At 66.7% G+C, this 21,605-nt stretch carries 21 protein-coding genes; 12 read left to right on the top strand and 9 right to left on the bottom strand.

What is annotated here, in order from left to right:
• The first annotated feature begins 305 nt into the window (after positions 1 to 305).
• Positions 306 to 2,162: a ribonuclease Y gene (gene rny, locus DM816_RS05515; protein ID WP_117208971.1), complete on the top strand. Its 1,857-nt coding sequence runs from the start codon at positions 306 to 308 to the stop codon at positions 2,160 to 2,162.
• Between the two features lie 59 nt (positions 2,163 to 2,221).
• On the opposite strand, the gene DM816_RS05520 is transcribed toward rny, so the two are convergent.
• From DM816_RS05520 to DM816_RS05535, 4 genes are all read right to left on the bottom strand, one after another.
• A complete protein-coding gene (locus DM816_RS05520) occupies positions 2,222 to 3,262 on the bottom strand; it encodes an amino acid ABC transporter permease (RefSeq protein ID WP_117208972.1) in 1,041 nt (346 codons plus the stop codon).
• Positions 3,259 to 3,969, bottom strand: coding sequence for an amino acid ABC transporter permease (locus tag DM816_RS05525; RefSeq protein ID WP_117208973.1), 711 nt, complete (start codon positions 3,967 to 3,969; stop codon positions 3,259 to 3,261). The genes DM816_RS05520 and DM816_RS05525 overlap by 4 nt, the downstream gene beginning before the upstream one ends.
• A 29-nt stretch (positions 3,970 to 3,998) precedes the next feature.
• Positions 3,999 to 4,877 (bottom strand): glutamate ABC transporter substrate-binding protein, encoded by an 879-nt coding sequence (locus DM816_RS05530; protein WP_117208974.1) that lies wholly within the window; start codon positions 4,875 to 4,877, stop codon positions 3,999 to 4,001.
• 83 nt (positions 4,878 to 4,960) lie between these two features.
• Entirely contained in the window at positions 4,961 to 5,701 is a 741-nt protein-coding gene (locus tag DM816_RS05535; protein WP_117208975.1) for an amino acid ABC transporter ATP-binding protein, read from the bottom strand.
• Between the two features lie 133 nt (positions 5,702 to 5,834).
• On the opposite strand from DM816_RS05535, the gene miaB reads away from it, so the two are divergent.
• Entirely contained in the window at positions 5,835 to 7,346 is a 1,512-nt protein-coding gene (miaB, locus tag DM816_RS05540; RefSeq protein WP_117208976.1) for a tRNA (N6-isopentenyl adenosine(37)-C2)-methylthiotransferase MiaB, read from the top strand.
• Here the strand turns inward: miaB and DM816_RS05545 are convergent.
• The 5 genes from DM816_RS05545 to DM816_RS05565 all read right to left on the bottom strand — a co-directional run bounded on the left by DM816_RS05545 (position 7,330) and on the right by DM816_RS05565 (position 12,987).
• Complete coding sequence (locus DM816_RS05545) at positions 7,330 to 8,445, bottom strand: hypothetical protein (RefSeq protein WP_117208977.1); 1,116 nt, start codon at positions 8,443 to 8,445, stop codon at positions 7,330 to 7,332. The genes miaB and DM816_RS05545 overlap by 17 nt on opposite strands.
• On the bottom strand, positions 8,442 to 8,939 hold the full coding sequence (locus DM816_RS05550) for a SigE family RNA polymerase sigma factor (protein WP_162907145.1): 498 nt from the start codon (positions 8,937 to 8,939) through the stop codon (positions 8,442 to 8,444). The genes DM816_RS05545 and DM816_RS05550 overlap by 4 nt, the downstream gene beginning before the upstream one ends.
• 61 nt (positions 8,940 to 9,000) lie before the next feature.
• Complete coding sequence (locus DM816_RS05555; protein ID WP_117208978.1) at positions 9,001 to 9,396, bottom strand: hypothetical protein; 396 nt, start codon at positions 9,394 to 9,396, stop codon at positions 9,001 to 9,003.
• 156 nt (positions 9,397 to 9,552) lie between these two features.
• Entirely contained in the window at positions 9,553 to 11,802 is a 2,250-nt protein-coding gene (locus DM816_RS05560; protein WP_117208979.1) for a Tex family protein, read from the bottom strand.
• 60 nt (positions 11,803 to 11,862) lie between these two features.
• Entirely contained in the window at positions 11,863 to 12,987 is a 1,125-nt protein-coding gene (locus DM816_RS05565; RefSeq protein WP_117208980.1) for a cellulase family glycosylhydrolase, read from the bottom strand.
• Between the two features lie 175 nt (positions 12,988 to 13,162).
• Between DM816_RS05565 and DM816_RS05570 the strand changes: the two genes are divergently transcribed.
• The 10 genes from DM816_RS05570 (at position 13,163) to DM816_RS05610 (ending at position 21,603) form a co-directional block, all read left to right on the top strand.
• Positions 13,163 to 13,618 (top strand): MarR family winged helix-turn-helix transcriptional regulator, encoded by a 456-nt coding sequence (locus DM816_RS05570; protein ID WP_117208981.1) that lies wholly within the window; start codon positions 13,163 to 13,165, stop codon positions 13,616 to 13,618.
• 1 nt (position 13,619) lies between these two features.
• Entirely contained in the window at positions 13,620 to 14,210 is a 591-nt protein-coding gene (locus tag DM816_RS05575; RefSeq protein WP_117208982.1) for a hypothetical protein, read from the top strand.
• An 8-nt stretch (positions 14,211 to 14,218) separates the two neighbouring features.
• The gene (gene atpE, locus DM816_RS05580) at positions 14,219 to 14,443 is read left to right on the top strand and encodes an ATP synthase F0 subunit C (protein WP_117208983.1); all 225 of its coding nucleotides are present in this window, start codon (positions 14,219 to 14,221) and stop codon (positions 14,441 to 14,443) included.
• Between the two features lie 9 nt (positions 14,444 to 14,452).
• Positions 14,453 to 15,757 (top strand): MFS transporter, encoded by a 1,305-nt coding sequence (locus DM816_RS05585; protein WP_117208984.1) that lies wholly within the window; start codon positions 14,453 to 14,455, stop codon positions 15,755 to 15,757.
• 2 nt (positions 15,758 to 15,759) lie between these two features.
• Positions 15,760 to 15,882, top strand: coding sequence for a hypothetical protein (locus tag DM816_RS45160; RefSeq protein ID WP_281274297.1), 123 nt, complete (start codon positions 15,760 to 15,762; stop codon positions 15,880 to 15,882).
• Between the two features lie 297 nt (positions 15,883 to 16,179).
• Positions 16,180 to 16,953, top strand: a complete 774-nt coding sequence (locus DM816_RS05590; RefSeq protein ID WP_117208985.1) for an ABC transporter ATP-binding protein — start codon at positions 16,180 to 16,182, stop codon at positions 16,951 to 16,953.
• Positions 16,950 to 17,717, top strand: coding sequence for an ABC transporter ATP-binding protein (locus DM816_RS05595; protein ID WP_117208986.1), 768 nt, complete (start codon positions 16,950 to 16,952; stop codon positions 17,715 to 17,717). The genes DM816_RS05590 and DM816_RS05595 overlap by 4 nt, the downstream gene beginning before the upstream one ends.
• A 91-nt stretch (positions 17,718 to 17,808) precedes the next feature.
• On the top strand, positions 17,809 to 19,626 hold the full coding sequence (locus tag DM816_RS05600) for an AMP-dependent synthetase/ligase (protein WP_246001593.1): 1,818 nt from the start codon (positions 17,809 to 17,811) through the stop codon (positions 19,624 to 19,626).
• Positions 19,619 to 20,503, top strand: a complete 885-nt coding sequence (locus DM816_RS05605; RefSeq protein ID WP_117208987.1) for a branched-chain amino acid ABC transporter permease — start codon at positions 19,619 to 19,621, stop codon at positions 20,501 to 20,503. Before DM816_RS05600 ends, DM816_RS05605 begins: the two co-directional genes overlap by 8 nt.
• A complete protein-coding gene (locus tag DM816_RS05610; protein ID WP_117208988.1) occupies positions 20,503 to 21,603 on the top strand; it encodes a branched-chain amino acid ABC transporter permease in 1,101 nt (366 codons plus the stop codon). The genes DM816_RS05605 and DM816_RS05610 overlap by 1 nt, the downstream gene beginning before the upstream one ends.
• The last annotated feature ends 2 nt before the right edge of the window (positions 21,604 to 21,605 follow it).

Consider the following 21,605-nt stretch of genomic DNA (forward strand, 5'->3'; position numbering starts at 1 on the left):
CGGGGCGGCGTTGCCGCGGTCGGTGTGGGCGGTCGGCGTTGCGGCGTTGCCGCGGTCGGTGTGGGCGGTCGGCGGGGCGGCGTTGCCGCGGTCGGTGTGAGCGGTCGGCGTTGCGGCGTTGCCGCGGTCGGTGTGAGCGGGCGGCGGTGCGGCGGTGTGGGTGGTGACGTGGGCCGTCGTCAGCGGGCTAGCGCTGATGGGGGCCGTAGCGGGCGGGACGACGGTGCTGCGGGCGGTGTGGCCGATGCTGTGGCGAGTCTGACATTGCGTGCCATCGTCGGGGCGGGCGAAGGCGCGGTGCCGGCATGACGGCCATGGAAAGCGTGTTGCTCACCGCGATTGTCCTGCTCGCGCTCCTGGTGACCGCGATGCTGCTGGTGGGCGTGCGCTTGTTGAAGCGGCTGAGCGGACCGACGGGTCCGTCCGGAGTCCCGCTCAGCGTGATCGTCGACGACCCCGAGGCGGCCGCCGAACGCGAACGTCAGCGCCAGACGCTCACCGAGCTGCAATCGTCCGTGTCACAGGCGCAGAGCGCGCTCGAACACGAGCGCCGCTCGGTGGCGACAGCCCAGGCCGAGGCGGTGGCAGCGCGGGCCGAGAGCGCGGCGGCGAAGGCGGAGGTCGCCACGGCGCGGGCGGAGGCGCAGCGCATCCTCGACAACGCCCATTCTGAGGCCGACTCGATTTTGCAGCGCGCTCACCGGCAGGCCGAAGAGGACGCCGAGCAGATGCGCGCCACCGCCAAGCGGACCGGTGAACGCGAGATCGCTCTGCTCACCGCGACCGCCAAGGAGCAGGCGGCCGAGGCCGAGCGCAGACTCCAGCGCCTGGACGAACGCGAGCGCATGCACGCCGACGAGGCCGAGCGTCTCGCCGAGCGGGAGCGCATGCACGCCGAGGAGGCCGAGCGCCTAGCCGAACGCGACCGCCGCATCGCCGCCGCCGAGTCCGAGCTTGCCAAGGTCGAGCTGGCCCTGCAGACCCGCAAGCTGGAGCTTGAGGAGCTCTACGAGGAGCATCGGCGCGAGCTGGAGCGCGTGGCCGGGCTGACCGCCGAGCAGGCCAAATTGGAGCTGGTGGAGACCATCGAGGCGCAGGCCAAGCGGGAGGCGGCGATCCTCGTGCGCGACATCGAGGCCGATGCCCGCGCCAACGGCGAGCAGCGGGCCCGCCACATCGTGGTCGACGCGATCCAGCGGGTGGCCAGCGAGCAGACCGCCGAGAGCGTGGTCAGCGTGCTGCACCTGCCCAGCGATGAGATGAAGGGACGTATCATCGGCCGGGAGGGCCGCAACATCCGGGCCTTCGAGACCGTGACTGGCGTCAATCTGATCATCGACGACACGCCGGAGGCGGTGCTGTTGTCGTGTTTTGATCCGGTGCGGCGCGAGATCGGCCGCCTGACGCTGGAGAAGCTTGTCCTGGATGGACGGATCCACCCGCACCGGATCGAAGAGGTGCATGACCTGGCCAAGCTTGAAGTGGAGCGGATGTGCCAGCGCGCGGCGGAGGACGCGCTGGTCGAGGTGGGCATCACCGACATTCACGATGAGCTGGTGATGCTGCTGGGGCGGCTGCGCTACCGCACCTCGTACGGCCAGAACGTGCTCAAGCATCTGGTCGAGACGGCCCACGTGGCGGGCATCATGGCCGCCGAGCTCAGGCTCGACCCGGCGCTGATCAAGCGTTCGGCGTTCCTGCACGACATCGGCAAAGCGCTCACGCACGAGGTCGAGGGCTCGCACGCGATTATCGGCGCCGACATCGCGCGCCGCTTCGGGGAGTCCGAAGAGGTGGTGCATGCCATCGAAGCGCACCACAACGAGGTACCCCCACAAACGATTGAAGCTGTTTTGACGCAAGCGTCAGACGCCTGCTCAGGAGGACGGCCCGGCGCCCGGCGCGAATCGCTGGAAGCGTATGTGAAGCGCCTGGAGCGGATCGAGGAGATCGCGGGCGCGAAGTCGGGCGTGGAGAAGGTGTTCGCCATGCAGGCCGGGCGCGAGGTGCGGGTGATGGTGCGGCCGGACGAGGTCGATGAGATCGGCGCGGCGGTGCTGGCCCGCGACGTGGCCAAGCAGATCGAAGAGGAGCTGACCTACCCGGGTCAGATCCGCATCACCGTGGTCAGGGAGTCCCGGACCACGGAGATCGCGCGGTAAGGCGAGCCGTGGTCACGGAGTCCCGGACGACCGAGATCGCGCGGTAAGGCGAGCCGTGGTCACGGAGTCCCGGACGACCGAGATCGCGCGCTGGCCGGCACGTCGGTGTCCACCTCGCCGTCGATCCGGACGGCGTAGGCTCCGCCGATGGCGTCGCCCGTGTCCAGCTGGGTCATGACGGTCGGCGGGGTGGGCAGGCCCGACCGGGACATGCGCCGCTCGGTGTAGACGGCCAGTTTGGACAGTGCGTAGCAGATCAGGATGTACATCACGCCGGTGATCGTGTACATCGGGATGGTCGGCGTGGGGATGCCCGACGAGCCGGCCGCCTCGATGATGTTGCGGCTGGTGCGCAGCGCCTCGTTGAACGACACGATCGTGCCCAGCGAGGTGTCCTTGAAGATGACCACGATCTGGCTGATCAGGGCCGGCAGCATGATGCGCAGCGCCTGTGGCAGCTGCACCATGCGGATGCTCTGGCCGACCGACAGACCAAGCGAGGAGGCGGCCTCACGCTGCCCGTGCGGCAGTCCGTCCATTCCGGACCGGAGGATCTCGCCGATCACCACGCTGTTGTAAAGCGTCAAACCGATGACGAGGTACCACATCTCGTCCTCGAAGAGCAGGCCGAAGTCGGCGAATACCTTGTACACCAGGAAGATGGTGACCACGACCGGCAGGCCACGGAAGAATTCGACCCAAACCCGGCTGATGCCCGTGCCGCCCCCGGTGGTCCAGCGCAGCAGGACCGACGGTCCGGCGGCCCGGTCGGTGAAGCGGCGGCCCTTCTGCCCGCGCAGTTGGGCACGCAGCAGAGCGATCCCGATGCCCGCCGCGATGGAGAGCACGATGGACAGCCCGGCTGCGGCGAACGTGTTGAGCCAGCCCTCAAGCAGCAGGCTCCAGACGCCGGAGAACTGCGGGTGGCTCGGGTCGATCAGCAGCCCCCAGCGCTCCATGGTCAGCTGGTCGTTGGCTTCGAGCGGCCGGTACACGAGGTAGTAGAGCCCGAGTCCAATCAGGACGACGGAGGCGATGCTGGCGATCACGCTGATGCGCCGGGCACGCGGCCCCGGGGCGTCATACAGAACGGAGTTCATCGTGCCATCGCCCGCTTCTTCTCCACCCGGTCAAGGAACAGTCCTAACGGGACGGTCATGATGAGGTATCCGATCGATACGCCGATGAATGCCTCCAGCGTCGTGGCCGCGCTTTCCACCGTGGAGCTGGAGATGAGGGTGTCGACCGTCCCGAACAGGTCGCCGCTCACGCCGCCGAGGGCTCCGGCGAGCGCGGAGTTTTTCAGCATCGCGATGATCACGCTGCCGAGCGGGACGATGGCGTACTTCCAAGCCTGCGGGAATACCACGAAGCGCAGGTTCTGGGTGAAGGTCAGGCCGAGCGAGCGGGCCGCCTCGGCCTGGCCGGGCGAGACCGCGTTGATGCCGGCGCGGAACGCCTCGCACACGAACGCGGCCGTGTAGGTCACGAGCGCGATGACGGCGAACCGGAAAAACGGCACATCCATCTTGAGCTGCGTGAGGATCTCGCTCAGCACCGGGATCTTCAGGAAGTCGGCGTGGGTCATGCCCAGCTCGGGCAGGCCGAACGCGGCGAAGAAGATGACCACGGTGAGCGGGATGTTGCGGAACACCGTGACGTAGGCAGTGCCGACCGCGCGCAGCGGCGCGATCGGCGAGACCCGCAGCGCCGCGATAAGCGCGCCCAAGACGAGCGCGCCTATCGCGGCCAGCACGCACAGCTGGAGGGTGACGAGGAACCCGTCAACGAATGGCTGGATCGGCACCTGACTTCACCCTCCTGCTTGCTCTATGCCTAGTACCGGTCGACCTTGAGCTCGGTCGGGATGGGGGCCATCTCGCCGATCGAGCCGTTGGCGTTCCACGCGGTCTTGTAGGAGCCGCTGGAGAAGAACGCCTCGATCTTGTCGTTGATCCAGTTGCGGAAGACCGTGTCGTCCTTCTTCACGCCGATGCCGTACGGCTCCTTGGTGAACGGCTTGGCCACGAGCTGGTAGTCGTTGGGCGACTGGGTCACGTAGCCCATGAGGATCACGTTGTCCGTGGTCACGGCGTCGACCTGCTTCTTCTTCAGCGCGTCGAGGCACTTGGTGTAGACGTCGAACAGCACGATCTGGGCCTTGTCCTTGACGTACTGCTCGATCGTCTTGGCAGGGGTGGAACCCGTCACGGAGCACACCTTCTTGGTGCCCTCCTTGAAGGAGTCCGGGCCGGTGATCGAGGTGTCGCCCTTGGCGACGAGGATGTCCTGGCCCGCGATGTAGTACGGCCCGGCGAAGGCGACCTTCTCCTTGCGCGCCGCGTTGATCGTGTATGTCGCGATGACCATGTCGACGCGGCCGTGGATGATGTGGTCCTCACGGGCCTTGGTCACTGACTCTTCCCACTTGATGGCCTTCTCGGGGTCGAGGCCGAGCTCCTTGGCGAGCAGCTTGCCGATCTCGACGTCGAAGCCGGTGAATTTGCCGTCAAGTCCCTTGAGGCCGAAACGGGGCTGGTCCCACTTGATACCAATCGTGATCTTGCCAGCCTGGGCGATCTTCCGCATGGTAGAGCCCTCGGGGAATTGGCTACCGGCGTTGTTGGAGCCACTGCCCTGCTGGCCGGCACAGGCTGAAACTCCAAACGCGACGACCGCGGCCGCGGCTATCGCGATGATGCGCTTGACACGCATTCTTCCTCCCTTATCCGTCTCCACCGTTTGGCGGCCGGGGTTATGTTGTGATCACGGCCAACTTGGCCGTGATCAAAGAGAAGTCAGTGCTGCAGCACCTTCGACAGGAAGTCGCGGGCTCGCTCACTGCGCGGGTTGCCGAAGAACTCGGCGGGCGACGCCTGCTCCACGAGCTCGCCGTCGGCCATGAAGACCACGCGCCGGGCGGCGTGCCGGGCAAATCCCATCTCGTGCGTCACGACGATCATCGTCATGCCGTCGGCGGCCAGGGACGTCATCACGTCGAGCACCTCGCCGACCATCTCAGGGTCCAGGGCACTGGTCGGCTCGTCGAACAGCATGGCCTTGGGCTGCATGGCCAGGGCGCGCGCGATCGCCGCGCGCTGCTGCTGGCCGCCGGACAGCTGGGCCGGGTGCTTGAGCGCCTGATTGCCGATGCCCACCCGGTCGAGCAGGGCCATCGCGCGCTCGCGGGCCGCCTGCTTGGACTCGCCGCGCACCTTGATCGGGCCCAGGGTCACGTTGTCCAGGATGGTCAGGTGTGCGAACAGGTTGAACGACTGGAAGACCATGCCGACCTCGCTGCGCAGCCGGGCCAGGGCGCGGCCCTCCTCGGGCAGCGGCTTGCCGTCGAACACAATGGTCCCGGAATCGATGGTCTCCAGCCGGTTGACGGCGCGGCACAGCGTGGACTTGCCCGAGCCGGACGGCCCGATGACGACGACGACTTCGCCCCGATCGACCGTCAAGTTCACGTCGCGCAGCACGTGGAGCGAACCGAACCACTTGTTGACAGCGTTCAGTTCGATGAGCGGTTCCGGCATGCGACCGTCCTTCGGGCAACCTCGCGGTGGGTCTCCTGATGCGTCGTCACTTTAGATGGGCATAACCAAATGGGGAAACCCAGAAAGGTCACGGGCCGATAACCCTTTCCCGGGCATGTAGTCTTGCATCGCCATGAAGACCCAGATTCAGACGCAGCCACAGCCGCCGATTCGCACCTATCAGGTGCGGACTTATGGCTGCCAGATGAACGTGCACGACTCCGAGCGGATTTCCGGCCTGTTGGACGCCGCGGGCTACGTGAGGGTGGAAGAAGGCGACATAGCGGACGTTGTGGTCTTCAATACCTGCGCGGTGCGCGAGAACGCCGATAACCGCCTATACGGAAATCTGGGGCATCTGCGCCCGGTCAAGGACAAACACCCGGGCATGCAGATCGCCGTCGGTGGCTGCCTGGCGCAGAAGGATCAGGGCGAGATAGTCAAGAAGGCGCCGTGGGTCGACGTCGTCTTCGGCACGCACAACATCGGCTCGCTGCCCGTCCTGCTCGAACGAGCCCGGCACAACGAGGAGGCGCAGGTCGAGCTGCTGGAGTCGCTTGAGGTGTTCCCGTCGACGCTGCCGACGCGGCGCGAGTCGACCTACTCCGGCTGGGTCTCGATCTCGGTCGGCTGCAACAACACCTGCACGTTCTGCATCGTCCCCGCGTTGCGCGGCAAGGAAAAGGACCGCCGCCCCGGCGAGATCCTCAGCGAGGTGCAGGCCCTGGTCGACGAGGGCGTCCTGGAGATCACGCTCCTCGGGCAGAACGTCAACACCTACGGCGTCGAGTTCGGCGACCGGCTCGCGTTCGGCAAGCTGCTGCGCGCCTGCGGGCCGCTGCGGGCGCAGGGCCTGGAGCGGGTGCGCTTCACCAGCCCGCACCCGGCAGCGTTTACCGACGACGTCATCGAGGCCATGGCCGAGACGCCCAACGTGTGCCATTCGCTGCACATGCCGCTGCAGTCCGGCTCCGACCGGGTGCTCAAGGCGATGCGCCGCTCCTATCGGGCCTCGCGTTATCTGGACATCATCGGCAAGGTGCGCGCCGCCATGCCCGATGCGGCGATCACCACGGACATCATCGTGGGCTTCCCCGGCGAGACCGAAGAAGATTTTCAACAAACCCTTGATGTGGTACGGGACGCGCGCTTCGCCAGCGCGTTCACCTTCCAATATTCCAAGCGCCCCGGGACTCCCGCCGCCACCATGGACGGTCAGCTGCCCAAGCAGGTCGTGCAGGAGCGCTACGAGCGCCTGCTCGCCGTCGTCGAAGAGGTGACGTGGGCGGAAAACAAGAAGTTGATGGGCACCGAGGTCGAGGTGCTGGTGGCGGTCGGCGAGGGCCGCAAGGATCAGGCCACCGGGCGCATGTCGGGCCGGGCCCGCGACGGGCGCCTGGTGCACTTCCAAGGCGCGCCGGGGATCAGGCCCGGCGACATCGTGCACACCACGGTCACCTACGCTGCGCCACACCACCTCAACGCGGACGGTCCAATCACGACATACCGGCGCACGCGGGCCGGCGACGCCCACGAGGCGGGCCAGGTCACGCGCACCAAGGGCGTGATGCTGGGCCTGCCAAGCGTCGGCGTGCCGGCTCCGTTGCCCGCCGCGCAGGCGGCGTGCGTCAGCCCAACGGCCTGACCCACTCGCCACCCTCGGTGCAGCCGGGGAACCGCGCACCTTCCACCATGCGGGTCAGTTCGGACAGCGGGATCCGGTCTCGATCGGCGACCCGGATGAATATCGTGCAGTTGCCGGGTTCGAAGATGAGCATGCTCCCGCCCACCGGGGGTAGCCAGCCCTGGCCGCCGTCCGTCACATACCAGGCGTCATATCCGCCGATCCGGGTGGCCGGGCCGAGTCCGGAATTCTTGACGTTCTGCAGGGACAGCGCCCGGAAGGTGAGCATTTGCTGTTCTGCGGCGAAGGGCGGGTGGTAGTAACTCATCGGCACCGGAGGCTCGGCGCCGGTGCCGAAACCGAGCATGCTGTCGCCGCGATCGGCTATATAGTCCCGGATCCCGGCATATTGCGGCAGCAGCCCTTCGGGGACGTAGCCGAGGCTGAATGGCATCACCAGGTCACGGGGCGGGCCGACGCGCACCGTCTCGGCGAGGCGCAGCAGCGCCTCCTTGGCGGGCACTCCATTTTCGCCGACGACCAACACCCACGCCCCCTCCCGGTCCTGCCACCCGACGGCGGGCTTGCGCACCAGCGTGGGTGTGGGCGAAGGACGCGGTGTACGCGACAGATCGGAGACATCCCTGGTGCCGACCGGCAGATCATTGACGTGGTATGCGGGCCGGCCTTGCACGGTGACACGTTCGCCGCTCTGCAGATGACTCCCGTCGAAGGTGCCGGGATCGTGCCGGAAGACGGAGAAGTCTTCGGCGGCCTTGCCCGTGCCGGAACGCATCATCAGGTACTGGAAGGTGCCGGTCATGCCGTGAAACAGCTGCTCGTAGCCGCTTCCCGGGGCGACGCCGACGGTGAGCTGCAACGGTCGGCGATCGGCGGTCGCGGGTGGGTCGGGGGCGCGCTGACCGAGGCCGGAGACGACTGCGGGGACGCCGACCAGCACCGCGGCGAACACCGCCGACGTCGCGCTTATGGCCAGAATCCTGCGCCGCACCCTGATCCGGTGTGCGTCGGCCTTAACCGCGTCCATGATGCCCACCCCGTCCGGTGCGGTGGCGGCGAGATCGGTGAACGCCCGTTCCAGTTCGTCGATTCCTCTCATGGTTTCCCTCCTTTGGCGGATAACAGGTTGAGATCCACGCGCAGCGTGGCGAGTGCCCGGGAGGCGTAGCCGCGGACCGTGCCCGGACGGCAGCCGAGCACCCGCGCGATCTCCTCGTCGCTGAGCCCCTCGTAGTAGCGCAGCACCAGCACGGCCCGCTGCTGGCGTGGCAGCGTGGCCAGCAGCTGCCACATCGCCTGGTGCTCGCCGAACTGCCCGGCCGTGTCGGCCGAGCTCACGACGTCGGGCTCGTGCTGTCCTAATGGGACGGTCCGGATCGCCTTGCGGCGCCGCAAGCTCAGGAATTCGTTGGTCACCATCGCGCGGACGTAGGCATACGGCTCGTCGAGCGTCCTGATGCGCCGCCACCGCAGCAGGGCCCGGGTGAGCACCTCCTGCACGATGTCGCGCGCCAGCTCCCGATCACCGGCCAGCAGCACGGCATAGCGCAGCAATGCCGGCATCCGCGCGGCCGCGAACTCCTCGAACTCCACCGGTGTCTCCTCTCGCTGCTCCAATAACTGGAACGCGATGCACCGGCGATCTGCTGTGCGCCTAGTCGAGCATCCACGTGATGAGTCGGGCGCCAAACGGCGTGAACTGCACAGCCGCGCAGGCGAGGGTCAGGGCCGTGCCGATGTAGAGCCAGCGGGTGCGGTGGCCGGGCGAGAAGATGAGCATGCCCATCCCCGCCAGCGCCGCGATTGCCGCGCTGGCCTTGCCGAAGACGACGAGCAGGGTCAGCGGCATGAGCACGATGTCGTCCACGATGCCCAGGCCGAGCACTTCCCTCGGGTCGCGCACGTCGCTGCTGTTGGCGAACGGCGAGAACGTCAGGCCACCGCTTTGCAGCACGGCCACGCCGAGCAGCAGCAGGACGAGGAGGTATGCGCCGCAGAACACCGCCTGCACGCCGATCAGTGTTTTGCGCGGACCTTCGTCGACGGACATGCGGCGATGCTACTCGGCGGGCCGCTGTCCGTCAGGCCCGCCATTTGCCGTGCGCCACTTGGCCGACTCCCGCCGGTTGACCATGAAGTCAGTGCCGCGACACGCCGTCGAACATGGACCTAAGTTCATGATCGATGGAGAGAGAAGGGGGAGGGGCTATTTGGTGAGGCCCGCCCGGCGGAGGGCGTCGGCCATGGCCCCGCTGGGTGCGGGCTCCGGCCGGCGTTGCTGCTGCCGTGGCCGGCCACCGCCGCCCGCCCCACGGTCCTGTTTGGACGGTTGTACGGCGGACGCCTCGTGGGAGTCCTCCAGGCGCAGCGTGAGCGAGATGCGCTTGCGCGGCACATCCACGTCGAGCACCTTGACCCGCACCACATCGCCCGACTTGACGACGTCTCGCGGGTCTTTCACGAAGTTGTGCGACATCGCCGACACATGGACCAGACCGTCCTGGTGCACACCGATGTCGACGAACGCGCCGAACGCGGCCACGTTGGTCACCACGCCTTCGAGGATCAGACCCGGTACCAGATCGGAAATCTCATTGACACCGTCGGCGAAGGTGGCCGTCTGGAACGCGGGGCGCGGGTCCCGGCCCGGCTTTTCGAGCTCCTTGAGGATGTCGGTGACGGTCGGGATGCCGAACGTGTCATCGGCGAACTCGGCCGGCTTGAGCTTGCGCAGCACCAGGTTGTTGCCGATGAGCTCCTTCACCGACGTGCCCGAGGCATTGAGGATCCGCTTGACCACGGGATAGGCCTCCGGATGCACGCTGGAGGCGTCGAGCGGGTTGTCGCCGTCGGGGATGCGCAGGAAGCCCGCGCACTGCTCAAATGCCTTGGGCCCCAGGCGAGGCACGCCCTTGAGCGCCTCGCGTGTCCGGAATGGACCGTTCGCGTCGCGGTGCGCCACGATGCTGCTGGCCAGCGTCGAGCCGATCCCGGAAACGCGGGTGAGCAGCGGTACCGAAGCGGTGTTGACGTCGACCCCGACCGCGTTGACGCAGTCCTCGACCACGGCGTCCAGCGAGCGGGACAGCTTGCTTTCGGCCACGTCATGCTGGTATTGCCCCACGCCGATGGACTTGGGGTCGATCTTCACGAGCTCGGCGAGCGGGTCCTGCAGGCGCCGCGCGATGGACACCGCGCCACGCAGCGACACGTCCAGCTCAGGCAGCTCGTGCGAGGCGTATGCGGAGGCCGAATAGACCGAGGCACCCGCCTCCGACACGACCGCCTTGGTGAGCTTGAGCTGCGGGAAACGCTTGATGAGGTCGGCGGCCAGCTTGTCGGTCTCGCGCGAGGCCGTGCCGTTGCCGATCGCGATGAGCTCGACGTTGAACTTCTGGCACAGGTGCGCCAGGATCGCGATCGAGTCCTCCCACTTGTTGGCGGGCACGTGCGGATAGATCGTGTGCGTGGCGACCACCTTGCCCGTGGCGTCGACGACCGCGACCTTCACCCCCGTGCGGTACCCCGGATCGAGCCCGAGCGTCGTGCGGGTCCCGGCGGGCGCGGCCAGCAGCAGGTCGCGCAGGTTGGTCGCGAACACCCGCACGGCCTCGTCCTCGGCCGCCTGCCACAGCCGCCCGCGCAGGTCGGCGCCGAGCCGGAACAGGATGCGGGTGCGCCAGGCCAGGCGCACGGTCTCCAGCAGCCAGGGCCCGCTGCAGTGAAAGTGCGAGGCGATCCGCTCCTCGAAGTTCACGTCGCCGGGCTCCATCGTGAGATCGAGGATCTCCTCCTTCTCCCCGCGGAACACGGCCAGAATCCGGTGCGAGGGAAGCTTGGTGAACGGCTCGGCGAAGTCGAAGTAGTCGGCGAACTTGGCGCCCGCCTCCTGCTTGCCCTCGCGCACCTTCGACGACAGGTGGCCGTTGACCCACATGAGCTCGCGCAGCACCCCGATGAGGTCGGCGTCCTCGGAGAAGTTCTCGATCAGGATGGCGCGGGCCCCGTCGAGCTCCTCTGCGGTGTGCTGGGAGACGTCGTAGGCCGGATCGGCCAGCAGCGCGAGCGCGAGCGGCTCCAGGCCGGCCTCGCGTGCGATCTGGGCCTTCGTGCGGCGCTTGGGCTTGTAGGGGAGGTAGATGTCTTCGAGCCGGGCCTTCGAGTCGGCCCCCATGATCTGGGCTTCCAACGCCTCGTCGAGCTTGCCCTGGCTGCGGATGGACTCAAGGATGACGCCGCGCCGCTCTTCGAGCTCTCGTAGATAACGTAGTCGCTCCTCGATCGTGCGCAGCTGCGCGTCGTCGAGCATCTCGGTGGCTTCTTTTCGGTATCGCGCGATAAAAGGCACGGTCGCGCCGCCGTCAAGAAGCTCGACCGCCGCCTGGACCTGCCGGTCACGCACGCCGAGCTCGTCGGCGATCCGCTGGAGAACACTCGTCGTCGCGTCTGTCGTCACGTCGAAGCATTCTGCCAAAGACGCGGGTGTGACCCGACCCGGCCACACCCGCGCGGCGCATCACAAAACGGTGCAGGTTATCGGCGCCGGGACGGGGTTGGACCCGGACCAGCTGCCGTTGAAGCCGAACGTGACCGACTGGCCACCGTTGATCACCCGGTTGTGCGACGCGGGGTTGACGGTCACATTGGCGCCGCTTTGCGTGTGGCTGCCCTCCCACAGGTTGGTGATCTGCTGGCCGGCCGCGTAGGTCCAGACCACACGCCAGCCGTTGGAGGTGGGCGTGGTGCCGTTGTTGGTCACGCGCACCGTGACGCCGAAGCCGCCCTGCCACTGGTTGGTGATCGTGTAGGTGGCCGAGCAGGCGCCGCCCGGGTTCGGTGAGGTCGACGTCGAGGGCGACGGCGAGACCGAAACCGACGGGCTGGGGTTGACGCCCGTGGGCGGGTTGAGGTGCGGCGAGAGGATGTTCATCTTCTGCTGATTGACCGTGTACCAGTCGTCGAGCGCGATGCCGCCCGTGTCGCCGGAGTTGGGGTTCCACGACCAGTACGTGAACGACATGTTGTTGGCCGTCAGATACGACATCAACGTGGTCAGCCATTGCACGTCAAGCGGATTGGCCAGCGTGCTGCCGAACTCGCCGAGCATGATGGGCGCGACGTTCTGCTTGTTGAGCTTGCCCCAGAAGTGGTCCCACACGCTGGGCAGGTTGTTGGGGAAGTTGGGGTCCTCGAACCACGATTGCCGGTCGAAGACCGAGATGCCGTAGTCGTGCGGCGCGTACACCAGCCGGTCGGCCACGCTCAGCCGCACGGGCTGGTCGATCGCGGCCGACAGGTTGCCGCCCCACCAATCGCAGTTCTGCCACGGGTCGGGGATGTTGTCCCACTCGTTGGCGTTGCCGCCAGACAGGCAGCTCACGCCCTCGACGAAGATGAGCCACTCGGGGTGCACCTGCAGGATCGCGTTGCCGATGCGCTCGGCGGCCAGGCGCCAGTCGCGGGCCGGGTCACCGCAGCCCCAGCATGCGCCGGTGCCGTTGGGGTCGGTGCCCTCGGCGTGCGGCTCGTTGAACAGGTCCGCGCCGATGACGGTCGCGTTGTTGCGGTAGCGCTGGGCAAGCGTGCGCCAGTCGGCGGATGACGCTGGCCTCGTTTGGTGCGCATGACTCGAATCTCCAATGCGTGGGGTCCCGGGGCTCGGCCCCGGGGCATTGTCGCGGCCACCGGTGAAGTCGACCGAAGGTCGACAAACAGCGAGAGGCGGCTCGTGTGATGTGTGCCATGCCCTGACTCCCGCGCGTCAGGCTACCAAATGCTAAAGTAGTGAAGGCACAACATAGTGAAGGTGTGTAACAATGAGTGAAGACAGGCACGAGCTTGCACTGGGCATGATCCTGCAGTTGGTCGTCGTCCTCAACGAGGACATGACCAAGAGCCTGGAGCGCGACGGCCTGACCAACTCGCGCGCCCCCGTGGTGTGGTTTCTCGGGCAAAACGGGCCTATGACACAGAAGGAGCTCGCGACGGCGGTCGGCGTGAGCGCACGCAACATCACCGGGCTGGTCGACGCGCTGGAGGCCACCGGCTTCGTGGCGCGTGGGCCACACCCGACCGACCGGCGGGCGACGCTCGTCTCGCTCACCGCGCTCGGCGACAAGACGGCCCGCGCGATGGACCGCGACAAGGCGGAGCTCGCCGAGCTGCTGTTCACGGGCATACCGGAGCGCAAGCTCGACGCGTTCGTCGACGTGCTGGGTGAGGTGCTCGGGCGGATAAACAGGGAACTTGAGCGATTGAAGGAGGCGGGTTGACGTGTGGGCACTGATACGCAGGGCCGTGCTGTTCGAGCTGAGGCTGTGGCGCAGCCTTTATCGGTGGATCGCGCGCCGGCCGGTCACGCGGGAGCCGGGTGCGGTGGCGTTCTCCAACTCCAGCGCCATCATGCCCGCGATCATCGGGTTCATCGTGGTGTCCATCATCGAGATCCCCATCCTGCACCTGTTGCTGCCGTGGCGCACCGTGCAGATCATCTCGTTTGTGGTCGGCGCACAGGCCGTGCTGTGGATGATCGGATATCTCGCGGCGGTCCGGATCCATCCGCACATCGTTGGCGCGTCTGGATTGCAGGTGCGCAACAGCACGTCGGTCGACTTCACGATCCCGTGGGAATCGGTGTCCGCCATACAAACTCGGATGCGGTCGTTGACGAAAAACCGTACCGTGGTGGCAGAAGGCGATGTGTTGCACATCGCGGTTTCGAGCCAGACTAACGTCGACGTGATTTTGAAGCAGCCCATCGTTTTCCGCGACCTGCAGGTGTCTGAGGTGCGGCTGTATGCGGACGATCCCCGCGCGCTCGCCGCGGCCGCGCGGGCAAAGCTACCCGTTGGAATCTCGAGCTAGGAGGCACAGTGGTCGTCGGAAGCGTTGCCATCATTGGATTCGGACTCGCCGTCGTCGGGGCGGGGGCCGGCATCGGATATATGTTCGGGCAATACCTGCAGGCGTCGGCGCGGCAGCCGGAGTCCGCGGGTGCCAACCGGGCCACGCTCTATCTGGGGATGGCGCTCATCGAGGCGCTTCCGCTGATGGCCATCGCGTTCGGCTTCATCTGGGGCGGCAAGATAGGCGCGTAGCATTGCCGGATGCCCTCCACGTTCCGGCTCCTACTCGGCGGTCTGTTCGCGAGCATGACCGCCGAGTCCATTTTGGTGCTGGCGTTGGCCATATGGGTCAAGGACTTGACGGGTTCGAGCCGCCTTGCCGGGCTGACCATCTTCGCGGTGGTGATGCCCATGCTGCTGGCACCGTTGGTGGGCTGGGTGGTCGACCGCTTTCCGCGGCGCCCGTTCCTGGTGGTGGCGCATGTGTGTGCGGCTGCCGCGCTCACGCCACTTTTCGTTGCCGGACAACGGGTCTGGATCATCTTCACGGTGGCCGTCCTTTATGGACTTTCCTACATCGCGGTCAGCGCGGCGCTCAATGGGCTGATCAAGCTGGTGGTGCCGGGCGACCGGCTCGCCTCCGCCAACGGCGCGCTGCAGGCGGTCAAGCAGGGGCTGCGGCTGATCGGCCCGGTTGCCGGGGCCGGTCTTTACACCGCCTTCGGCGGGGCGGCGCTGGCGGTGGTCGGTGTGGCCGGCTTTCTCACCGCCGCGGTCGTCATTTTTCTTTTGCCGGTACGGGAAAAGCCTCGCGCTCGATCGGGCGGCAAGGGCCTTTCCCGTGACTGCTCCACGCTCCGCCGGGAAAGCCCCAAGCCGGTGGAGCCCTGGCTGACACAGGTCGGGGCGGGGCTGCGGCATGTGGGATCGTTGCCCGTGCTGCGGCGCACGACCATCGGGGTGGCGGTGTGCATCCTGATGCTGGGCTTCAACGAGGCGCTGGTGTTCGCTTACGTGGACGAGGGTCTGGGCTTGGAGCCCGGATTTGTGGGCGTGCTGGCGACCGTGCAGGCCTTTGGCGGGTTGCTGGGCGGGCTCGCGGCGGCCCGCCTGGTGCGACGGTTGGGTGAGACGCGGGCTGTGGCGGTGGGCATGCTCGCCTTTCTGCCGGCGGCCTCGTTCTCCTTCGTCGTACCGTCCCTTTGGCTGGTCTTCCCGGGCATGGTGGTGTTCGGGTTCGGCGCATCCTTGACCGTGGTCGGGTTTAACACGTTGCTGCAGCGGTCCACCCCGCAGGCGTTGATGGGCCGCGTCACCGCCGCGACCGATGCTGTCATTGGCGGGCCTGCGGCCCTCGCCACAGCGGCGGGAGCCCTCGCCGTGTCCGTCGTCGACTTCCGCCTGCTGTTCGCATGCACGGGTCTCGTCCTGCTCGCGACAGGGGCCGTTGTATGGGTGCGTACGCGACAGATTACGTTGGTGCGCAAGCCATTCGGTCCACAGAATTCTCCAAATAGCACCGCCACCGGGCCCGACTTAATCGATGATACGGGTGTACGGTCCTGAACATGAGCGATGAAGCTGAGGCGGCCACCGAGCCCGCCTGGAAAACCGGTCCCCTGCTGGCGCGCATCCCGCTCACCGAGCAGGGCGTCGCCCGCTGGCGCGTCGGGTTTTCGCGGTGCCGGTGACGTGCATCGCCGAAGCCGTTCCGCTCGCCGCCGACAATGGAGATGTTGATGCTGGTCGGCCGCCATCCCCTCGCCGAGGTCTGCTCGGTCGACGGTGCGGGCTGGGGCGAGCTGCGGAAGATGAGGGGCATGGACCGCGACCGTAGCGATCACCCGGGCGAGGGGCCTGCGGTGTGCCGTCCGTAATCAAAACGTGACGCTATAGGGACGTGCTCTGACTGCCACGGCTATTGACCACCGTCACATAGCTTGTTTAATCATCGGTAACTTTGTGACGCACGACACAGGGGAGCCGGTTTGCTGCAGGTCACGAACCTTGAGGTCGTCTACGACGATGTTGCCCTGGTCCTGCGCGGGATCAGCCTGGCGGTGGGGCCGGGAAAGATCGTGGCGCTGTTGGGCGCGAACGGTGCGGGCAAGACCACGCTGCTGAGAGCGATCACCGGGCTGCTCGACGTGCACGACGGAGAGATCACGAAGGGGCAGATCACGGTCGATGGGCGGCCGATCCCGCGGAAGAGTCCCGCGGGGATCGTGCGGCTGGGGGTCAGCCAGGTGATGGAGGGGCGCCGGATCTTCGCCGAGCTGACGGTGGAGGAAAACCTGCGGCTGGGAGCACACCTGAATCCCCGGAGTGTCAAGGAAAATCTGGGTCGCGTCTTCGACTTGTTTCCGGTGCTGGAGCAGCGGAGGCGGAGCACCGCGGGCTATCTGTCGGGTGGGGAACAGCAGATGCTGGCTCTCGCGCGGGCGCTGATGGCGCAGCCCAAATATCTGCTGCTCGACGAGCCGAGTCTGGGCCTCGCGCCCCGCCTGGTCGAGCAGATCCGCGACCTCATCGTGGCGATCAACGAGACCGGCACGGGAGTGCTGCTCGTGGAGCAAAACGCGACGATGGCGCTGTCGATCGCATCGCACGGCTACGTGATGGAAACCGGCAAGATCGTGCTGGACAAGCCCGCGGCGGAGCTGCTGGGGGATGAGGACATTCGCGAGTTCTATCTCGGTACCAAATCGAAGTCTTTTAAGGACGTCAAGCACTACCAGCGGCGGAAGCGGTGGCTGTCATGAGTCCGATCCTTCAGTTTGAAGACGTCCATCTGGCCTTCGCGGGTGTGAAGGCGATCGCGGGCGTGTCGTTCGAGGTCGGTGAAAAGGAGCTGTTTGCCGTCATCGGGCCCAACGGTGCGGGCAAGACATCCATTTTCAACGTGCTCTCGGGTGTCTACAAACCACAGTCGGGGCGGGTGCGCTTCCTCGACAACGACATCACGGGGCTCAAGCCGCATCGGATCGCCGCGATGGGGATGGCACGCACGTTCCAGAACGTCGAACTGTTCGCCAACCTGACCGTGCTCGACAACCTCATGCTCGGGCGGCATCACCACCTGCGTTACGGCTCGCTCGCGGCGATCGCGTGGCTGGGGCGTGCTCGCCGGGAGGAGATCGAGGGGCGCCGGCGGGTTGAGGAGATCGTCGATTTCCTTGAGCTGGAGCAGTGGCGCAAGCAGTCCGTGGGGCTCCTGCCGTATGGGGTGCGCAAGCGGGTCGAGCTGGGCCGTGCGCTGGCCATGGAGCCGAAGCTGCTCCTGCTCGACGAGCCGGTGGCGGGCATGAACCTCGAAGAGACCGAGGACATGGCGCGCTACATCCTGGACATCCGCGACGAGCTGCACCTGCCGATGATTCTGGTCGAGCACGACATGGGCCTGGTGATGGATCTCGCCGACCGGGTGATGGTGGTCGACTTTGGACAGACGATCGCGACCGGGCTGCCCGCCGAGATTCAGCATGACCCGGAGGTCATCCGCGCCTATCTGGGGGTGACTCAGTGACTCGCGATGACCCGCTGCTGACCATGAAGTTGGTGCCGCGACACGCCGTCCAACCTGGACGTGAGTTCATGATCGACGGGGAGGGCGAGCTGTGACGTTGGCGGCGCGGGTGAGGGATCGGGCCGAGCGCATGCCCGATCGGGTGGCCATGCGGGAGAAGGACTTCGGGATCTGGCAGGAGGTCACGTGGGCGCAGTACTGGGAGCACGCCCAGGATTTCGCGCACGCCCTGCTGGCGTTGGGGATCCAGCCGGGTGATCGGGTCGCGATCCAGTCGGAGAACCGGCGCGAGTGGCTCTACACGGACGTCGGCACGGTCGCTGCGCGGGCAACCACGGTTGGGCTCTATCCGACGAATCCGCCGAGCGAGGTCGGCTATCTGCTGTCGCACTCGGGTGCGCGCGTGCTGGTCGCCGAGGACCAGGAGCAGGTGGACAAGGCCCTTGCGGTGTTGGACCGCTGCCCGGGTCTGGAGTGGATCGTCTACATCGAACCGCGCGGGATTCGGTACCGGTACGACAACGAGCGACTGATCTGGTGGGACGATCTGATCGAGCAGGGGCGCAAGCATCGGGGCGATTATCCGGAGGCGGTGGCGGAAAGGATGGCGGCCGCGCAGGCGGACGACATCATGACGCTGATTTACACGTCGGGGACGACGGGGCCGCCCAAGGGGGCGATGCTGTCCGTGTCCAATGTGGAGTTCGCCATCCGGACCGTGGTGGATGGCGGGGGATTCGCGTCGCCGGCGCCCAACCCCGATGACGTGATGCTGTCGTATCTGCCGCTGTGCCATGTGGCGGAACGGATTTTCACGACGTGGTTCAACGCGGGAGCCGGGACGCAGGTCAATTTCGCGGAGTCGATCGCGACCGTGCAGGAGAACCTGCGCGAGATCCAGCCGACGATCCTGTTCGGTGTGCCGAGGATCTGGGAGAAGATCCTGGCCGGAGTGCAGATCAAGCTCGCGTCGGCGTCATGGCTCAAGCGGGTCAACACGAGGCTGTGGCTGGGTGTGGCCGAGCGGGTCGGTGCGGCGCTCGTGCGTACCGGTGGCAACCACACCTTGGGGACGCGTTTGGCATATGCGATCGGGTGGGTGTTTTTCTATCGCGCGCTGAGGGAGCGGATCGGGATGCGCCGCGTGCGGTTCGCGGCTTCGGGTGCTGCGCCGATCGCTCCGGAGGTGCTGAGGTTTTTCATGGGCATCGGCGTGCCCATGCATGAGCTGTATGGGATGACCGAGAACTCGGCGGTCGCGACCGGCAATCGCCCCGGGCGGGTCAAGCTCGGCACGGTCGGCGAGCCGCAGGTCGGGATCGAGCTGCGGATCGACCCGGATACCGGTGAGATTCAGACCCGGCACGACGGCACGTTCGTGGGCTATTTCCGCGATCCGCCGGCGACCGCGGCGGCGATGACCTCGGATGGATGGCTGAAGACCGGGGACATCGGGGAGTGGGTTGATGGCACCCACGTAAAGATCACCGATCGGGCCAAGGACATCATCATTACGGCCGGCGGCAAGAATATTGCGCCGTCGGAGATCGAGAATGCGCTGAAGGCGTCGCCATTCATCAAAGAGGCGATAGTCATTGGGGACCGGCGGCCGTTCGTGTCGGCGTTGGTGGGCATAGAGCTCGACACGGTCGGGGAATGGGCGCAGCGGCGCAGGATCGCCTACACCACCTATCGCGACCTGTCCGAGAAGCCGGACGTCAAGGCGCTCGTACAGTCCATTGTGGACAAGGTGAACGAGCGGCTCGCCCCGGTCGAACAGATCAAGAAGTTCCGCATGCTGCCCAAGGAGCTCGACCACGAGGACGGCGAGCTCACCGCGACGCAGAAGGTCAAGCGGAGCGCCATCGCCAAGCTCTTCGCCGATCAGGTGGAGGAAATGTATGGATGAGCTGCTGGAGAGCGTGGTTCGCGGGCTCGGGCGGGGGAGTGTCTACGCGCTTCTGGCGTTGGGCTTTGTGATCATCTTTAAGGCGACGCGCGTCATCAGCTTTGCCCAGCCGGCGTTCATGCTCGCCGGAGCCGTGATGGTCACCTATCTGGTTGGGCCGCTTGGCTTCTGGGGCGCGCTGGCGGCCGCGACCGTGCTCACCGGGCTGCTCGCGCTGGGCGTGGAGCGGACGGCGGTGCGCCCGATGGTGGGGCGGCCCGCGTTCGTGGTCGCCATCATCACGCTCGGCGTGGACATCGCGGTGCGCGTGATCGTGAACGCGTACATCGGCAACGACGTGCGCCAGGTCGGCGACCCGTGGGGGCTGTCGCGGGTCGAGCTCGCCGGGCTGATCATCGAGAAGCGGGACGTGGCGCGGATCGTCACGGCTGCGGTGCTCGTGGCGGCGCTGTTCGCGTACTTCCGCTTCACGCGCATGGGGTTGGCGATGCGTGCCGCCTCGTACGACCAGGAAGCAGCGATGGCCCAGGGGGTCTCGGTCGGTGGGGTGTTCGCCGTGTCGTGGGCGATGGCGGGCGGGCTCGCGGCCGTGGCCGGGACGTTCGTCGCGGTGGGCGAGAACGTCGACGGTCTCATGTGGACGATCGCGCTGGTGGCCCTGCCCGTGATCATTCTCGGTGGGCTGGACTCGCCGGCGGGAGCCGTGCTGGGTGGGGTGATCGTCGGCGTGCTGCAGGAGCTCGTCGCCGGGTACCAGAGCCACTTCCCGTGGCTGGGCGGCAACATCTCGGTGATCACACCGTACGTGGTGATGCTCATCGTGCTGCTGGTCAAACCGTATGGGTTGTTCGGGACACGAGAAGTGGAGCGCGTTTGATGAGGGGCCGCCCGCTGTTGTACACGTCCTACCGCGCGGACATGGCGCTGCTGAACACGCCCGCCAAACGGGTGTCGCTGGGGCTGCTCGTGCTGCTGGGCCTGGCGTTGCCGTTCCTGCTGCAGGACAGCACGCTCAACCTGCTCGCGATGGGCTGTGTGGCGGCGATCGGGGCGATCGGGCTGGGATTGGTGACCGGCTACGCGGGACAGGTGTCGCTCGGGCACGCGTTCTTCTTCGGGATAGGGGCATACACGTCGGCGCTCGTCAGCGGGGAGACGGGCGTGCGCACGATGGGGTTGGGCGTGCCCAACCTGCTGGTGTGGCTTCCGGCCGCCGGGCTGGTGGCACTGCTGTTCGGGGTGCTCGTCGCGCCACTGGCGACCCGGCTGCGCGGGCTGTATCTGGCGATCGTGACGCTGGGGCTGGTGTTCATCGGGCAGCACGTCTTCGGCGAATGGGGCTCGCTCACCGGCGGGACGGGGGTCGGGCGTGCCCCCGCCAGACTCGAATTGTTCGGCTATGACGTGGCGGCGACGGACTCGATGGGTACCAGAGAACAAAAGTCTTTTTGGTTGATGTTTTCCTTGCTCATCGTCTTCGCGCTCGCCGCGCGGAATCTCGCGCGGTCGAAGGTGGGCCGGGCGTTCACTGCCATTCGGGACCGGGATATCGCGGCGGGCGTCATCGGGGTTAACCTTTCCCGCTACAAGACGATCGCCTTCGCCGTTTCGTCGTTCTATGCCGGATGCGCGGGGGCATTGCTTTATCCGCTGGTGGGTTTCATCGAACCGGGCACGTTCAGCCTCCTGCTTTCCGTGCAATACATCGCGATGGTCCTGATCGGCGGCGCCGGGACCATTTCGGGCGCGATCGCCGGGGCCTTCTTCATCACGCTGTTGCCCAGCCTGACCCGTGGGCTGCAGCCGCTGGTGCCGTTCATCAGCACGTCACCGACCGAGCTGCCCAACATCTTTCAGGTGGAGACGATTCTCTACGGCGTCCTCGTCATCGGTTTCCTGATTTTTGAGCCACGGGGTCTGTTCGGCATCTGGATCCGCGTCCGCACCTATTGGAAGACCTGGCCATTCTCGTACTGAAT

This window comes from Allorhizocola rhizosphaerae (genome assembly GCF_003426775.1).
Lineage (GTDB): Bacteria > Actinomycetota > Actinomycetes > Mycobacteriales > Micromonosporaceae > Allorhizocola > Allorhizocola rhizosphaerae.

What these genes read in the sequence shown, in the direction of transcription:
- rny (WP_117208971.1), top strand. Translation starts at nt 306, where the DNA reads ATGACGGCCATGGAAAGCGTGTTGCTCACCGCGATTGTCCTGCTCGCG.
- DM816_RS05520 (WP_117208972.1), bottom strand. Translation starts at nt 3,262, where the DNA reads ATGAACTCCGTTCTGTATGACGCCCCGGGGCCGCGTGCCCGGCGCATC.
- DM816_RS05530 (WP_117208974.1), bottom strand. Translation starts at nt 4,877, where the DNA reads ATGCGTGTCAAGCGCATCATCGCGATAGCCGCGGCCGCGGTCGTCGCG.
- DM816_RS05535 (WP_117208975.1), bottom strand. Translation starts at nt 5,701, where the DNA reads ATGCCGGAACCGCTCATCGAACTGAACGCTGTCAACAAGTGGTTCGGT.
- miaB (WP_117208976.1), top strand. Translation starts at nt 5,835, where the DNA reads ATGAAGACCCAGATTCAGACGCAGCCACAGCCGCCGATTCGCACCTAT.
- DM816_RS05545 (WP_117208977.1), bottom strand. Translation starts at nt 8,445, where the DNA reads ATGAGAGGAATCGACGAACTGGAACGGGCGTTCACCGATCTCGCCGCC.
- DM816_RS05555 (WP_117208978.1), bottom strand. Translation starts at nt 9,396, where the DNA reads ATGTCCGTCGACGAAGGTCCGCGCAAAACACTGATCGGCGTGCAGGCG.
- DM816_RS05570 (WP_117208981.1), top strand. Translation starts at nt 13,163, where the DNA reads ATGAGTGAAGACAGGCACGAGCTTGCACTGGGCATGATCCTGCAGTTG.
- DM816_RS05585 (WP_117208984.1), top strand. Translation starts at nt 14,453, where the DNA reads ATGCCCTCCACGTTCCGGCTCCTACTCGGCGGTCTGTTCGCGAGCATG.
- DM816_RS45160 (WP_281274297.1), top strand. Translation starts at nt 15,760, where the DNA reads ATGAGCGATGAAGCTGAGGCGGCCACCGAGCCCGCCTGGAAAACCGGT.
- DM816_RS05595 (WP_117208986.1), top strand. Translation starts at nt 16,950, where the DNA reads ATGAGTCCGATCCTTCAGTTTGAAGACGTCCATCTGGCCTTCGCGGGT.
- DM816_RS05605 (WP_117208987.1), top strand. Translation starts at nt 19,619, where the DNA reads ATGGATGAGCTGCTGGAGAGCGTGGTTCGCGGGCTCGGGCGGGGGAGT.
- DM816_RS05610 (WP_117208988.1), top strand. Translation starts at nt 20,503, where the DNA reads ATGAGGGGCCGCCCGCTGTTGTACACGTCCTACCGCGCGGACATGGCG.